Consider the following 14,665-nt stretch of genomic DNA (forward strand, 5'->3'; position numbering starts at 1 on the left):
ATACTAACATTCATCGCAGATGACATCTAGGGGCGACGTCTATACCAGAAGGTGAACGGTGTAGATAACACCCCGTCTCCCCTAAATACACCATTCCTGAGGATGAAAGACCTACTCTTTATGGACCAGGGAGACTACTTGGGTGAAATACCTGAATTACTGAACAAGCCATACTTCCCCTGAGGCATGATCTGCTTTGTAATGAATTTGCGCAAAAACTACCCAAGTGATTGATGTTTGAATTGCCAGTTTTGCGGAGACGAGATCAAGGACAACCATAAATTCTGCTCTGACTGCGGCACGACTATCTCCCCTGAGGCTCTAGACTTCATTATAACCACGACGCCCACAATCTAGGGATACAAGATCAAAAAGGTTATGGGGGTTGTGACTTGGTCTCACTCCACGGACCTGGGGCGTTATTGGGAAAGTCATAGCCGGAATCGAATCTATATTAGATGGGGAGGTAACGGCCTTCACTACAGAGCTCGAGAAGGCGAGGATGGAGGCTATAGAGAGGGTGAAGAACAAGGCCTTAGCTCTGGGGGACAACGCTATAGTGGGGATTGACCTTGAGACATATAGTGTGTAAAACTAAAGAGTGATATGTTGAACGATATGAGCAAGATCATTCCGTAGAGGACATTCAGTTTCCAGTATGAGTTAAGAAAAGATAAAGTCTTAAGACCTTATTTAGATTGCACTTCGCTTATCAGATCCGCTAAAAGTTCGTCTTTACCTAATAGGTGGACATGTCTTTTCAGCGTTAATGGGAGTAACGTGTTGGTTCTGGTTCAACCACTACGGCAGTTCCCGTGGCTGAGATGACCATGATACTCATCTTCGCTGAACCCATTTCAGAGGTCTCTAAGTCTATCCCAACGATAGCGTTAGCACCTAGTTTCTCTGCATTTTCAATGACACGTTTTATAGCTTCGAGTCTAGCTTTTTCTATCTCTACCGTGAAAGCAGAAACCTCACCGCCTCGAAGAGCTTCGATCGATCCCCAGATCTGTCCTCCGACTCCCCTTGTTCTCGGAGATAACCCGGTTACTAATCCAAGTACCTTTGTTATTTTATATCCCTGTATTGACGGGGTGGTAACTATCTTATCACTACTAATCATTTTTTTTATTCACCATAATAAATCATGTCCTGACAGTAATAAAGGCATTTAAGCGTGATATCTCTTTGGAGACCCAGGTAACGTACCAATTTGTGTTCGTAATAGTAATCTTGCCCCTTCTCTTAGTGCTTCAGTTCTACTTATATTCAATCCATTCTTCCCATTCTGAACTAATTTCCCAGAGTTCATATAGAGACCGTTCGTTATCATATGCAGATCGTTCACCTTTGACATCCATCAAAGCCCATTTCTTTCCAGAGCGATCCTTATACATGGATATTGGACCATGTGCATCTCGCATCTGAAGTGGGCGGCAAGATGAGTATCGTCATAATATCCGTCACGGGGACCGCCGTCTTTGTGGACCCCGAAGAACACTAAGCAAAGGTAGACTACTGCGTGCCGGATACGACCTTTGCATATCTAAGACCGCCTTGGGTTATCGAGATGTAGAGTATAGAAGTGTTTATTGTGGAGTTGGTGAAATATGACATTGCGGGGACTCACATATTAGTTGGTGTCAGCCTCCACCTATCTGAACTTTGTCCTAGATTTCTTTGATTTTTACCTGCACAACTTCCAACATGCAGAACAAATCAACTGGAATAAAACGGAAAATTGGGTGCCTTCATAGAGAGAAAGGTTTAGAATTCTGGTCTGGGCTTTCCTCGCTTCTTATCGAGGCTTGCCTTCACAAGACCGTAGTAGGGTGGCGAAGGACTCCAGGGACGGCTTTTGAACTCAGGATGGAACTGGGTCCCAAGGAAGAAATAGAGCTCGGGTAGTAATAGGATCTCCTTGAGTCCCTTCTCCTTGCTCCAACCGGGGAAGACCGCTCCACCCTTTTCCAGTTTATCCCAGTACTCTGGGTTTACCTCCCATCGGTGCCTGTGGCGCTCTTTGATCTCCGTTGTATTGTACAGTTTGTGAGGAAGACTCCCTTCAGCCACAATTACCGTGTTGGCCCCAAGTCTCATGGTGCCCCCGAGTTCACTGATCTGCTTTTGTTCGGGCAGCAGATCAATGACGGGGTGAGGTGTTTCAGGTATACACTCTGTGCTAGCGGCGCCCTCGAGGCCTACCACGTACCGTGCGAACTCAACGGTTGCTAGTTGGAAGCCGTAACAGATGCCGAGGAAAGGCTTGTCTTTGGTACGGCAGTGGTTGATGGCGATAATCTTTCCTTCAGCGCCCCGCTGCCCAAATCCTCCGGGGACTAAGACCCCGTCATATCCTTCGAGAATCTTCACCTGCTTGATGTCCTCCTCAAAAAATTCGGTTTCAATCCAATCTATTTGAACTTTGCATCCTGCTTTTGCGGCGGCGTGACGGAGCGCTTCGTTGACGCTCACATAGCAATCAGCAAGCTCGGCATACTTTCCGCACATTGCAATTTTTACCGTCTCAGTAGGCTCTTTAAATTCCTTAACCATGGCCTCCCACTTGGACCAGTCGGTCTCGGACTTTTTGAGCCCCAGGTAATCGCAGACGACTTGTCCCATACCCTGACTCTCAAGAACTAGGGGCAACTCGTAGAGGGTTTTCACATCTACTGAGGAGAATACCGCTTTTTCCTCGACGCTGCAGTAAAGGGCAATCTTCCTTTTAGGGTCCTCGAGAAGAGGCCCCCCTTCAGTTCTGGCCACAATGAGGTCGGGCTGGAGCCCGATGGCCCTTAATTCCTTGACACTGTGCTGGGTTGGTTTCGTCTTTGGTTCTCCCACCGCACTGAGGACAGGGACGAGGGTGACGTGAACCAGAAGGGTATTCCCCCGGGGTTCCTCGATCTTCATCTGCCTAAAGGCCTCAAGGAATGGGAGCCCCTCGATGTCTCCCACAGTGCCCCCGCACTCCACCAGGAGCACATCGGCGGTAGTCTCATCAGCTACTAATCTGAGGCGATGCTTAATCTCATCAGTGACATGGGGTATAATTTGAACACAGTGCCCTAGGTATCCCCCATTACGCTCCTTTTTGACTACGCTCTGATAGATCTTACCTGAAGTGATGTTATTAAGCCCTGTAAGCTTAACCCCAAGGAAACGTTCGTACGTCCCAAGGTCCATGTCGGCCTCATAGCCATCATCCAGGACAAAGACCTCACCGTGGATGTAAGGGTTCATGGTTCCTGCATCTACATTGAGGTAGGGATCACACTTGACGGCGCTGACTTTTAATGCCCGGGCTTGGAGCATCTTTCCGATGGAGCAGGTGACCAGCCCCTTCCCAAGGCCACTCAAAACGCCCCCTGTAACAAAAATATACTTGACCAATTTTAAGACCTACCGATATACATATGTTTTTTGTATCTTGGAAATGTATCAAAACTTTTACAGGTTTCCTGCGCGATAGGCATGGAGAAGGTGCCTTCCGTCCAGTTTGAGCGGTGATTTGAGAATTTGAGGCGCATACCCATGGGTGGCATCCATAGGTGATAAGATTTTCGTGGATATGCACTTATGCCCTGATGATCAGACTCTCAGCCGTCATCTCTCGGGGTTTCTCAATCCCCATAAGGTCCAGGACCGTCGGGGCGACGTTCGCCAGTCCTAGACCAGATTTAAGTTGAACACCCTTGAGATCCGGGTCGTCGCTTACCAAGATAAATGGGACGGGGTTAAGACCGTGAGACGGGTTAGGCTCCCCATTAGGGTATAGCATCGTTTCTATGTTTCCATGATCTCCTGTGACTAGGACCGTGTAATCTTTATGGAGGGCGTTATCAAGGAGGCGTCCAAGACACAAGTCCACGGTCTCTACAGCCCTAAGCCCTGCGATATAGTTGGCAGAGTGACCTACAAGGTCTCCATTAGCGTAATTGACTAATATGAACTCATAAAGCCCTTTCTGGACCTCCTGGAGGAGCGTCTCGGTGACCTCATGGGCCTTCATCACTGGATCATTTTCATAGCTGGGCACCTTGAGACTGGGAATCATGATCCGGTCCTCCCTAATATTGGCATTTTCCTCCTGGCTATTGAAGAAATAGGTGACCTGCGCGTATTTTTCGCTCTCAGCTATCCGGAGTTGCCTAAATCCATTGGAGGCAATGATCCACCCCAAGTTGTTTTTAATTTTTTTTTGGGGGAACGCCACAGGAAGATCTAGATTACGGTCATATACACTCATGCATGTGAAGTGGACCTGGGGAATCTTTTTCCTTAGGAACGCGTCAAATTCAACCTGAGTAAGGGCATAGGTTATTTGGCGGGCCCTCTCAGACCTAAAGTTCCAAAAGATTACCGAGTCTCCGTCTTCGATGGTTGCTATAGGTTTTCCGTTTTTATCAGTCACTACTGTGGGCTGGATATAGTAGTCTGTGTCATCTCCCCTGCGATAGGCCTCAGACACAGCTTCCAAGGGGTCACTTGTTAAATGGCCGATTCCAAGAGTAAGGAGATGATAGGCTTTTTCTGTTCGCCCCCAGTTAGTGTCCCGATCCATGGCATAGTATCTGCCTACAAGGGAGGCAATGCGCCCAACCCCTACCTCCTCAAACAGTCTCAGGGTCTCCCGGAGATACTTTTTTGCACTCCGAACAGGTGCATCCCGGCCATCGAGGAAACCATGAATAAATACTTCATTCAGACCCTCCATCCTGGCGAGCTCGAGCAAAGAAGAAAGATGGGTGATGGTCCCGTGGATTCCTTGATCGCTAAGGAGTCCCATCAGGTGAAGTCTCCCCTTATCCTTTAGGCAATGGTTAATCGCGCCCATTAGGGCTTTGTTAGAAAAAAAAGACCCGTCCTTAATGCTCTGGTTGATTTCTTTAAGGGGCTGTAACACCACCCTCCCAGCCCCCATGATAAGATGCCCCGGCTCACTGCCTCCTTGGGTGCCTTCCGGGAGTCCGACGGCGTTTCCTACGCAGTTAAGAAGAACCCATGGGCGGGTCTTCATGAGCCTGTCGTTAACGGGAGTATCAGCGAGTCGCACGGCGTTTCCTACTATCTCCTCAGAGTAGCCCCATCCATCCCGGACGACTAGGAGGACTTTTCCCATAAGAGGGTAAACCCCTTCCTCGATGAATATAACTTTTCGCGCGCGAGGTCAGATACTCTTAAGCGTAGGAGGCAATAATTCTCGGATGTAATGATCTATCATCAAAGCGCGCGGAAAGATTATATCTGACATCCGGATTATCACGCAGGAAGATGGGTGAATATATTCCAGCCTAACGGACTTTTTCTTGACACCCATCCAGTAGAAGGTACATAATTTGACTGAAAACCGGAATGAAAAGTTCGACAACTTCAGCAAGTGGTTCGATAAAGTACTCCTCGAGGCCGAAGTAGTCGATGATAGGTATCCTGTGAAAGGATTCTCTGTCTACCGGGGATGGGGTTACAGCGTTGTAAAACGTATCTATCAGATGCTTGAGGAGCGACTTGAAACTACCGATCATCAGCCCATGCAGTTCCCCGTGGTGATCCCAGAGGATGCCTTCCAAAAGGAGGAAGATCATATTGAGGGATTCTCTGCAGAGGTATTCTGGATCACTCACGCTGGAGACAATAAGTTAGACCGGAGGCTCCTTCTGAGACCCACCTCTGAGACAGCGATTTATCCAATGTTCAAAATCTGGATCCGAAGCCACGCAGATTTGCCCCTCAGGATGCACCAGACATGCAACGTCTACAGGTACGAGACTAAGGCCACCCGGCCCCTCTTTAGGGGGAGAGAGTTCCTCTGGAACGAGGCTCACACGGCCCACATCGATTTTGAAGATGCAGAGAGACAGGTAAAAGTTGCGGTGAAGGTCTACCGTTCAGTCTATGATGCGCTGGGGATTAGCTACTTGATACTTAAGCGCCCTGATTTTGACAAGTTCGCGGGTGCAGTGTACAGCCTAGCCTTTGACACCTGGAACCCAGATGGAAAGGTTAACCAGATCGGTACGGTCCACCAGCTTGGGGAGAACTTTGCTAAGGCCTTCGAGCTTACCTATGAGGATGATAACGGGAAAAGAGCTTATGCCTCTACTACCTGTTATGGTATGGGGATGGGGCGAACCCTAGCAGCTACTATCGCCCAACACGGCGATGATAATGGCCTCGTGCTCCCGCCTATTATGGCCCCCCATCAGGTTATCATCATCCCCATCCCCTTCAAGGGAAAGGAGGACTTGGTGTCCGAATACTGTAACGAGGTCAAATTAATCCTCGCTAAGGCGGGTTTCAGGGTGGCCCTAGATGATGATGACAGGCTGAGGCCCGGAGAGAAATACTATAAGTGGGAGATGTTCGGAGTCCCAATAAGGGCCGAACTGGGGCCTCGAGAGGCAACTGCAAGGGTGGTGACCTTGGTCAGGAGGGACACTAAGGAGAAGAAGAAAGGGGAGATCGATGACCTAGTTAAGGATGTGACAGCCATGGCAGCTGATATACAAACAAATATCTCAGCTATGAGCCAAGAACGCCTCAAGAGTGAGCTTGCTGAAGCCTCCAGCCTTGAGGAGCTTAGAAGCCATATGGACAAGAGGAGGATCGTTCGGGTTAACTGGTGCGGAGAACCCTCCTGTGCCTTCGAGATCAAAGATAAGGTTGCCGGGGAGGTGAGAGGGACCCTTTGGGAAAGGCATGAAGAGCCTACGGGGGACTGTCTGGTCTGCGGAGACGATGGTAAATACATCGCCTACGTTTCCCGCACGTATTAAATGACCAGATCATCTATCCTTTTGTTTATTAGATAGTAACAATACTGCTCGCAGATTATATTTAGTTGAAATCGCCGAAAAAAATTGGCGGACAAGTTAAATTTCCAATTAAATGAGGGTAGTTGGGAGTGGACACCAATTTGCAGAAGACCAGATTCAAATTATCACGCGTGCAGCGTAATCATCCTCCTGTGAGTCCTTTCTCTCCACTCTCAAATAGATTTCTTCAGGCGCTTCCAATGCCCTTGGATGAGGGTGCATGGCATGGTCATTTTGGTTGTTCGCTTTTTTCTAATGCGTTCCACGCTTACGTTAACAATCTTGATAATAGACCTCAACAACCTCACATGCACGCGGAACGGGAGAGCATCCTCAATTACATGGTCCTCGAGAAAATTGGCAAGACCCCCGCGAATAGTGGCGAGGTATCCCTAGAGGAACTCATGCTCTTCGAGAAGTTTGGGCGAGAAAATCTCAAGCTGGATCTAAGGAGTCAATCCAGAGAGACCTCTCTTGAAGTAGTGGTAAACACTTTTCGGAGGTTCTCATGATGCTAAGTGTAAGGGGAAAACTTGCTAAAGGGAAGAAGGGGACTCTTAGTATAGAGGGAGACAAGGTCTTCGTCAAGGAGGAGAAGGGATTCTTTAGAAAGAGGCTTGAGAATGTCAACGTGATTAACGTTACTGGAGCAATATCCACCTCCCTTGAGGAGAAGCAGCCACCCTACAAGAGCTTGATCAAAATTAAGATCGATTATATCGAGGGAAAGGAAAGCTTGGGGTTAGTTTTCTTTTCTGAGGACAGGAAAGGCCTTGAGGCGGTCAAGGAAGAAATCGATGCTGATATCAAGAAAAGATGTGAGAGAGCTAAACTAGAGGAGGACTCAAGGATTGTGGAACGGGAGTCCCATATCCACCATTTAAGCCTAGTCCTCGAGATAATAGACCAGACCTTTCAGGTCCTTTTTGAGCTTCACGGGGAGGCGAGGTGGGGGCTTATTAGAAATAACGTCGCAGAAGCGGTACGGATCGTGAATGAGATGGAGGCCCTGAGGGTAGTTGCCCCCATAGCCGTTGATATCCGGGGCCTTTCATCCGCCGTTAGTGAGAGGAGGGTTGACCAAATCAAAGAGGAGGCTTATGCCATTCTCTCAGTTGTGCACAGAGACGCAGAGCGGCTGCCCCATTACGAGGGTATCCTGAACTTTGACATGGAACTCCATGAAGTCTTTGTAAAATCTTTCATCTTGCTCTGGGACCTTTATCTCACCGAGAGCGTCGAAGGCCAGGTTGATGTTGAAACGGTCAAAGCCTTTGTGAAAACGTTCAAGAGATTGGGACAATCCATCCATAGTAGTCCTATTCAATTGGCACTTAAAGAGATGGAAATCCTGAGCTTCCCGGAAAATATCGTTTCATGTTTCAAGAGTCTTAGACAACTGATTCTTCAGAGCTTGGAGAACCTCATCAAATAGCCCTTTCATCTCCTCCCGTACACCTGTGCGATCAGGGATATTAAGGAGAGAACGATGAGGAGGGGAGAAGTCACGAAGTAGAATCCGTTTCTCCTATAACCCCAGATCAGGAACCAGGGCACTTGGTTTTGATAAGGTAGATAGTGGGTTAACAATGGGAGCAAAACCAGCAGCAAACCAGAAATTAAAAGTATAATGCCAAAGATCATGAACGACGGATAGTTGGGCTCCAACCGTTTATCCCCAAATTCATAGGGGTATTCTAATAAAACAATGGGGAATGGTCGAAATAGTTATAATGTTTACGGCACTCCCCGATCCCGTATTTCAGGAGGATTAAAGACGCGGATTATAATTATTGGCGCTCCGGGATCTGGTAAAGGGACTAGGGCGAGAACTCTCGGAAAGATGTTTAATATCGCCGTGATAACAGTCGGCGACATGTTAAGAGAGGCTGCTTCTATCGGGACCGAGCAAGGTCTCATCGCAAAGGACTATATGAACCGGGGAGAGCTTGTTCCCGACAAAATAGTAATATCTATTATGGAGAAGCGTCTCACTAGGACCGACGTAGAAAGAGGTTTCATTTTAGACGGCTTTCCGCGAAGCATAAAGCAGGCTATCACCCTCGATGGTATCCTCAAGAGGTTGAATGCTAAAATCGATCATGTGATCACCATCGTCGCGAGGTCGGAGACCATCGTAGATAGGATCTCCCTCCGGAGAATCTGCCCGAATTGCGGGGCGGTTTACCATCTTAAGGACATCATCCCCAGAGTGGATGGAGTCTGTGATGAGTGTGGAGCCAATCTTATTCAGCGCGAAGACGATAAAGAGGAGATCATAAGGCGCCGATTTGAAGTCTACGAGAAGCAAACCTTCCCAATTATCGAGAAATATGCCACTGCAGGGAAACTCAGAGAGATTAGCGGAGAACTTGAGATCAAAGAAATTCCAGCCGCCCTCAATAAGCTACTAAATCCCAAGAGCTAGGTTTATTACACGGCCCTCAAGAGGAACTCCGTAAACCTGGGCGCGTGGGTCAAGGTGGTCCTGACCTCCAAGAGGTCTTCCACACTCTTGATAAAGTGGGTCTATCCGAAGATGATGATACCCTCTTTTGAGGTCTCAGTTTCATTGGCTTTAATAACAATCTAGAAAACCGCTGGATCAATTTAGCAACATATTTGAGAGTTTTCTTCCTAGAAAATAACGTGTACCCTCCCCTGAGGAGAAAAATCTAATATTTGTAGGTGTTCGTGACGACTGGCTCCTGAGCCTAAGGCATGACAATCCATTCATCAGCTGGGGTGGATATTCCCTATAGTGTCTCACTCTTCGTCCCAAGCCTCGTCAACGTGGTTATAATACGGTTGAACCTTTCAGAGGGGGTGTATCAAGACGATGTGGTCTATACCTGAGAGATGAGGAAGGCCGAATACTATTGTTGGCAGTTGTGGATTTTGAGATTAGACGTGCCGTGGGCTTCAAAATAAACCCATCAATTGCGAGTACCCCAACGTGAATATTGAGAACAAGGAAATAGATGATAGGATCGAGGTCGCGAACCTCATCTTCTTTAAGGTGGATCTCGTCTAGACGTCATTTCTCATGATGCATCTTTCTACCTTAAACACTTCTAAGCGGTGACATAAACTAGAGGCGGAGCTTTGAAATGGGTCAACAGTTGTGCTTCGTAACTGACCGGTCCATAATTTAATGACTGTCAGGGTTTCGGAGTCACCACCAATTTATACTGTAGAGTCTCACAAGATCTAATTATAATTCATGCTAGAGGCCTTCAAAAGAAAAACTAGGGACCAATTTTTTATAGAGGCTCTCTAGACCGTTCCTAGAACTAATGCCAAGATAGCCATTCTGAGGTAGACGCCGTGCCTCATCTGCTTGAAGTAGAGGGCATGGGGGGTATTGTCAACATCTGTTGAGATTTCATTGATTCTGGGTAAGGGGTGCATCAACTTCATATCCTTCTTGGCACCCTTGAGGAACTCTTTGTTGATGAGATAAGCGTCCTTTAGTCTTGCATAGTCTGCAGGGTTAGAGAACCGTTCCTTCTGTATCCTCGTGGCGTATACGATATCCATCTCGGGAAGTACGGATTTCAGATCCTCGGTCACAGTGTAAGTAAGTTTCCCATCGACGTCGTCGATGACATCCTGCCTCATTCTGAGGGCTTTCGGAGATACGAAGGTGCACTTGACATCATAATTCCTGAGGGCCACGGCCAGACTGTGGGTTGTTCGGCCGAATTTGAGGTCTCCCGCGAGAGCGATATTTAGCCCGTCAATTGTTCCTTTATCACTCCTAATTGTGTGGAGATCAAGTAGGGCCTGGGTGGGATGCTCCCAAGAACCCGAGCCACCGTTTATCACGGGGACCGTGGCAACTCTGGCGGCCATCCTTGAGGACATCTCGTCAGGGTGGCGCATCACGATGGTATCTGAGTATCTACTTACGGTTCTAATGGTGTCGGCGAGGGATTCCCCCTTTTCCACGGAGGATCCAGCGGGGGTCGCAAAGCCTATCACGCTCCCCCCCAGCCGGTTCATGGCGGACTCGAAGCTGAGCCGGGTTCTGGTGCTAGGCTCAAAGAATAGCGCCGCCATGACCTTCCCCTTGAGGAGGTTGGATCCTGATTGTTCTAATTTTACCATATCGTCAGCTGTGTCGAGGATGAAATCGATCTCAGCACGATTGAACTCTCTCATAGAGATAATATCTCTATCTTTGAATATCTTGGCGCTAACCATAAACACTTCACAAGAAAGATAATGTATTAAATATATAAAAAAATTTCAGAGAAACAAAAACAGGAGATCAAGGAATGATATGTGTGCCCGTCTTCCCATCTATTGCGTCTACGGCCTTATCTAGGGACGTTATGGTGGCCCTTCTGCCCCCCCACTTGATGAAGCGGATGCATGCCTCCATCTTAGGGCCCATGCTCCCCCGCATGAAATGGCCCTCGTCGAGGAGTCTTTCAGCCTCCTTAAGACTGACCTCTCCTACAGGTTTTTGATCGGGTTTCCCATAATTGAGCATGGCGTGCTCAACATCTGTGAGGACAAGGAAGTCGGTGGCATCAATGGCCTCAGCAAGTCTCTCCCCGGCCTTGTCCTTGTCGATGACTGCGAACACACCCTTGAGCTCGCCATTGTCATTCTCCTTCATGACGGGAATGCCGCCACCGCCTGACGCGATGATAACGACTCCTTGGTCTATGAGGCTCCGGATGGTTTTCCCCTCCACATTTGCGATGGGATCGGGGGACGGCACTACTCTTCTGTAGGGCTTGGAACTCGAACTTTCGGGAAGAACCTGCTTAATGACGAATCCGGCCTTCTTCTTTTCATGATACTCCTCCCCTGCTGGAGGGTCTATTATGTATCCTTTGGTACAAGCAAGCTCTACTGCCTCCTCCTTGGAGAAAAAGTTCCCGATGGGCTTTGAGGGGTCAAGGAACTCAGGATCATCAGGACTTACGAGCACTTGATTGATTACCGCTACAACAGGGATGTTTATGGAGTCACCACCGGCTTTTTTTAGGTGGTTCTGAAGGGTCTGCTGGAACATGTAGCCGATCTGGCCTTGGCTCATGGAGCCCACCACGTCAAAGGCTTGGGCGGGGACGATGCCCGATCCAGCCTCCTGCTGGACCAGGAGGTTTCCCACCTGGGGCCCGTTTCCGTGGGTGATTGCGATCCGGTCTCCTTCTCCCTGCCTTTCGATGAGCCTGACAATCTGTTCGCAGGTGATAGTGACGTTATTCAGCTGCTGGGCTGTGGTCCCTTCCTCGGTCCTGCGCTTGATCGCGTTGCCACCTAGGGCTATTAGCAATCTTCTATCCATCCTTGGTCACTTTCCTTTTTCTCGGAAGAATAGGTATAATATCAAATCCTCTATTTATTGCTTTAAGCTTTCGAGATGATATTTCTTTAAGTCTAAACAAAGAGATGTGAGGGACATGTTAAATGATATCTTAAGGGCTGCCCAGAAAAATCAGGAGAACGCCATCTTATTCCTACAGATGCTGATCCAGACTCCCAGTCCAAGTGGGGAGGAGAGAAAGGCTGCAAGGATCACAGCCAAGGAGATGAAGGCCTCGGGCTTCGACGAGGTAGCCGTGGACCGTCTTAACGACGTTATGGGCACCATCAAAGGTGTCGGAGGGGGTAGGAGCATCCTGTTCAACGGCCACCTAGACCATGTCCCCCCAGGGAAGATGGATGAGCCGTATTCCGCTAAGCTGATGAACGGCTCAGCCTTCGGAGTCGAGGGGGAGGTGGTTTATGGCAGGGCCGCATCGGACAATAAGGGAGCCCTTGCTGCCATGGTAATGGCGGGGAAGATTATCAAGGACCTCAGCATCCAACTAAAAGGAGATTTCAAGGTCGCCGCCGTCTCACTCGAAGAGGTCGGAGGAGCCGGAACTCAGGCCACCATTGAGGAGAGCGGATTCACCGCGGACCTCGTGGTGATAGGGGAGGCGACAGAGAATAGAGTCGCCTTGGGGCACCGGGGCGGAGTAGGAGTAGACATCGTCGTGAAAGGGATGAGCTGCCATGCGAGCGCCCCAGAACGCGGCATCAACGCTCTATACAAGGCGGCGGAAATCATCTCTAGGATCAGATCAGGGCTCATCCCGAGGCTCCCCGACCATCCAATCTACGGAAGGACCTCCATCTCGATCACCCAGATTTCTGTGAAACCCGACACCTCCAACGTAGTGCCCGAGGAGTGCAGCTTCCACATCGACTGTAGAAACAGCCCAGACTACTCCATCATCGCTCTAGTAGAGGATCTGGAAGAGTTGATCGCCTCGATGAAGGAGGCAGATCCAGAACTCGATGCTGATGTGGTGACACCAAAACGACGAGGAACAATGAGGGGCTTCAACGGCTTCTACACAGACCCAGAGGAATATAGCATAGTCCAAGAGGTGAAGGAAGCTGTATCTGAAGCCCTAGGGCAAGAGACAGAGACCAAGCTCTGGACCTTTCGTACAGACGGAAATTATTACGCTTGGAAGGGGACCCCTGTGGTAGGTTTCGGACCGGCAGAGGAGAGGTTCAGCCATACCAATCTAGACCATGTTAGGGTCAAAGAATATCTCGAATCGATCAAAGTATACGCATGGCTGGCGTGTAAGATCTGTGGGGTGAAAGGATAGCGCGCGCTTTTTCGGTTAGGGGTAGAGGCGGTTCATCTTCAGAAGCTCAACTAGAGTGGGGGACATCTCATAGTCCTGAAAGTCTGATGGTCTTACCCACCTCACATCCAAGGCGTCCTGGGATGCCTCCAACGAGCCCCCCACGGGATAAGCCAGATAGTCGACGATTACAAAGTGAAACTTGATCCTGTTCCCGTCTCCTTCGACGATCTTGTCGACGACCCCTAGAACTCCCACTATTTCCACCTCTAGCCCCGTCTCCTCAAAAGCTTCCCTCATAGCTGCCTCCTTAGCCCTTTCCCCTAGCTCCACAACTCCCCCCAGAATGGACTAGAGGCCCGTATCAGGCTCAGCCGCCCTCTTGATCAGCAGATACCGATCGTCATCCTGGATCAGGACTCCGCCCACCAAGGGTTTCTCTGGATAGAGCCGCCTCCCACTCATGTCTAGGATCCTGCCACTCCACCGATTTAATATGCCCCGACGCAGAGAGTTTATAACTCTTTGATCTCTAGGACCCTGAGGGTTTGATATGAGAGTCATCGTCTTCACTCAGGGCTCCTATGGGGAGTGTATTCTTGAGAATCTGAGGCTCCGGGCGCCGAAGGAGTGGACGATCGAGGAATCGGTTATGCCCGGGGGGCTGTCGATATTGATCGAGGAACCCGAAGAGATCGTTGATGACCTAGATCTAAACGGGAAATGGGACCTCGTCCTGTTCATGGGGGAGAGCCCGTCAGCCTTCACCCTTCTCCCCAGCATTCTAGAAAAGCTCGAGACTGGGACTGTAATCGCACCAGTGGCCGACTACGAATGGCTCCCTCAAGGCTTGGAACGCCAGATCGGGAGCGAGATCGAGGGTTTAGGCGTGGAAATTGTTTTTCCCCGAACTTTTTGCTCTCTCGCACCTGTGGGAGTGCCCAAAATCGACGCATTCGCGGAGTTGTTCGGCTTTCCTAAGCTAGAGATAGCTGTGGTTGACGGGGAGGTGAGTTGCGTTGACGTCCTGAGGGGTGCACCATGCGGTTCCACTCATTACATGGCTGAGAAGCTCCCGGGCACGAAGGTCAGTGATGCAATGCCCCGGGCTGGCACCCTTGTCCAGATCTATCCCTGCCTCGCTTCTAGAAAGGTGGACCGCTTCTTCGGGGATTCACCGATCCACGTGGCAGGGAATATTGCTGTGAAGGCCCTAGAGAAAGCCCTCAGGAAATAGGG

At 49.3% G+C, this 14,665-nt stretch carries 14 protein-coding genes and 1 pseudogene; 8 read left to right on the top strand and 7 right to left on the bottom strand.

What is annotated here, in order from left to right:
• Nucleotides 1-237 precede the first annotated feature (237 nt).
• Both QGG23_06050 and QGG23_06055 read left to right on the top strand, forming a co-directional pair.
• Nucleotides 238-357: a zinc-ribbon domain-containing protein gene (locus QGG23_06050; protein MDP6048988.1), complete on the top strand. Its 120-nt coding sequence runs from the start codon at nucleotides 238-240 to the stop codon at nucleotides 355-357.
• Nucleotides 358-412: 55 nt separating this feature from the next.
• Nucleotides 413-592, top strand: a pseudogene (locus QGG23_06055) (heavy metal-binding domain-containing protein).
• Nucleotides 593-766: 174 nt separating this feature from the next.
• On the opposite strand, the gene QGG23_06060 reads toward QGG23_06055, so the two are convergent.
• The 3 genes from QGG23_06060 to gpmI all read right to left on the bottom strand — a co-directional run bounded on the left by QGG23_06060 (nucleotide 767) and on the right by gpmI (nucleotide 5,128).
• Entirely contained in the window at nucleotides 767-1,126 is a 360-nt protein-coding gene (locus QGG23_06060; GenBank protein ID MDP6048989.1) for a YbjQ family protein, read from the bottom strand.
• A 644-nt stretch (nucleotides 1,127-1,770) separates the two neighbouring features.
• Entirely contained in the window at nucleotides 1,771-3,399 is a 1,629-nt protein-coding gene (locus tag QGG23_06065) for a CTP synthase (GenBank protein ID MDP6048990.1), read from the bottom strand.
• A gap of 184 nt (nucleotides 3,400-3,583) precedes the next feature.
• On the bottom strand, nucleotides 3,584-5,128 hold the full coding sequence (gpmI, locus tag QGG23_06070; protein MDP6048991.1) for a 2,3-bisphosphoglycerate-independent phosphoglycerate mutase: 1,545 nt from the start codon (nucleotides 5,126-5,128) through the stop codon (nucleotides 3,584-3,586).
• A 217-nt stretch (nucleotides 5,129-5,345) separates the two neighbouring features.
• Between gpmI and proS the strand changes: the two genes are divergently transcribed.
• The 3 genes from proS to QGG23_06085 all read left to right on the top strand — a co-directional run bounded on the left by proS (nucleotide 5,346) and on the right by QGG23_06085 (nucleotide 8,256).
• Nucleotides 5,346-6,782 carry a proline--tRNA ligase gene (proS, locus tag QGG23_06075; GenBank protein ID MDP6048992.1) on the top strand — a complete coding sequence of 479 codons (1,437 nt, stop codon included), beginning with the start codon at nucleotides 5,346-5,348 and terminating at the stop codon, nucleotides 6,780-6,782.
• Nucleotides 6,783-7,129: 347 nt separating this feature from the next.
• Nucleotides 7,130-7,333 carry a hypothetical protein gene (locus QGG23_06080; GenBank protein MDP6048993.1) on the top strand — a complete coding sequence of 68 codons (204 nt, stop codon included), beginning with the start codon at nucleotides 7,130-7,132 and terminating at the stop codon, nucleotides 7,331-7,333.
• Nucleotides 7,330-8,256, top strand: a complete 927-nt coding sequence (locus tag QGG23_06085; protein ID MDP6048994.1) for a hypothetical protein — start codon at nucleotides 7,330-7,332, stop codon at nucleotides 8,254-8,256. The genes QGG23_06080 and QGG23_06085 overlap by 4 nt, the downstream gene beginning before the upstream one ends.
• A 5-nt stretch (nucleotides 8,257-8,261) precedes the next feature.
• On the opposite strand, the gene QGG23_06090 is transcribed toward QGG23_06085, so the two are convergent.
• On the bottom strand, nucleotides 8,262-8,489 hold the full coding sequence (locus tag QGG23_06090; GenBank protein MDP6048995.1) for a hypothetical protein: 228 nt from the start codon (nucleotides 8,487-8,489) through the stop codon (nucleotides 8,262-8,264).
• Between the two features lie 124 nt (nucleotides 8,490-8,613).
• On the opposite strand from QGG23_06090, the gene QGG23_06095 reads away from it, so the two are divergent.
• Complete coding sequence (locus tag QGG23_06095; GenBank protein MDP6048996.1) at nucleotides 8,614-9,249, top strand: adenylate kinase; 636 nt, start codon at nucleotides 8,614-8,616, stop codon at nucleotides 9,247-9,249.
• 848 nt (nucleotides 9,250-10,097) lie between these two features.
• Here QGG23_06095 and pyrB read toward each other — a convergent pair.
• Both pyrB and arcC read right to left on the bottom strand, forming a co-directional pair.
• Nucleotides 10,098-11,027 carry an aspartate carbamoyltransferase gene (gene pyrB, locus QGG23_06100; protein ID MDP6048997.1) on the bottom strand — a complete coding sequence of 310 codons (930 nt, stop codon included), beginning with the start codon at nucleotides 11,025-11,027 and terminating at the stop codon, nucleotides 10,098-10,100.
• Nucleotides 11,028-11,094: 67 nt separating this feature from the next.
• Nucleotides 11,095-12,126 (bottom strand): carbamate kinase, encoded by a 1,032-nt coding sequence (gene arcC, locus QGG23_06105; GenBank protein MDP6048998.1) that lies wholly within the window; start codon nucleotides 12,124-12,126, stop codon nucleotides 11,095-11,097.
• 115 nt (nucleotides 12,127-12,241) lie between these two features.
• Here arcC and QGG23_06110 point away from each other — a divergent pair, with 115 nt between their 5' ends.
• On the top strand, nucleotides 12,242-13,447 hold the full coding sequence (locus QGG23_06110) for a M20/M25/M40 family metallo-hydrolase (GenBank protein MDP6048999.1): 1,206 nt from the start codon (nucleotides 12,242-12,244) through the stop codon (nucleotides 13,445-13,447).
• Between the two features lie 15 nt (nucleotides 13,448-13,462).
• Here the strand turns inward: QGG23_06110 and QGG23_06115 are convergent, their stop codons facing one another.
• On the bottom strand, nucleotides 13,463-13,759 hold the full coding sequence (locus QGG23_06115; protein MDP6049000.1) for an NUDIX domain-containing protein: 297 nt from the start codon (nucleotides 13,757-13,759) through the stop codon (nucleotides 13,463-13,465).
• A gap of 220 nt (nucleotides 13,760-13,979) precedes the next feature.
• Here QGG23_06115 and QGG23_06120 point away from each other — a divergent pair, with 220 nt between their 5' ends.
• Complete coding sequence (locus tag QGG23_06120; protein MDP6049001.1) at nucleotides 13,980-14,663, top strand: DUF166 family protein; 684 nt, start codon at nucleotides 13,980-13,982, stop codon at nucleotides 14,661-14,663.
• The last annotated feature ends 2 nt before the right edge of the window (nucleotides 14,664-14,665 follow it).

This window comes from Candidatus Bathyarchaeota archaeon, from assembly GCA_030739585.1.
GTDB lineage: Archaea > Thermoproteota > Bathyarchaeia > TCS64 > TCS64.

What these genes read in the sequence shown, in the direction of transcription:
- QGG23_06060 (MDP6048989.1), bottom strand. Translation starts at nt 1,126, where the DNA reads ATGATTAGTAGTGATAAGATAGTTACCACCCCGTCAATACAGGGATAT.
- pyrB (MDP6048997.1), bottom strand. Translation starts at nt 11,027, where the DNA reads ATGGTTAGCGCCAAGATATTCAAAGATAGAGATATTATCTCTATGAGA.
- gpmI (MDP6048991.1), bottom strand. Translation starts at nt 5,128, where the DNA reads ATGGGAAAAGTCCTCCTAGTCGTCCGGGATGGATGGGGCTACTCTGAG.
- QGG23_06080 (MDP6048993.1), top strand. Translation starts at nt 7,130, where the DNA reads ATGCACGCGGAACGGGAGAGCATCCTCAATTACATGGTCCTCGAGAAA.
- arcC (MDP6048998.1), bottom strand. Translation starts at nt 12,126, where the DNA reads ATGGATAGAAGATTGCTAATAGCCCTAGGTGGCAACGCGATCAAGCGC.
- QGG23_06110 (MDP6048999.1), top strand. Translation starts at nt 12,242, where the DNA reads ATGTTAAATGATATCTTAAGGGCTGCCCAGAAAAATCAGGAGAACGCC.
- QGG23_06120 (MDP6049001.1), top strand. Translation starts at nt 13,980, where the DNA reads ATGAGAGTCATCGTCTTCACTCAGGGCTCCTATGGGGAGTGTATTCTT.
- QGG23_06085 (MDP6048994.1), top strand. Translation starts at nt 7,330, where the DNA reads ATGATGCTAAGTGTAAGGGGAAAACTTGCTAAAGGGAAGAAGGGGACT.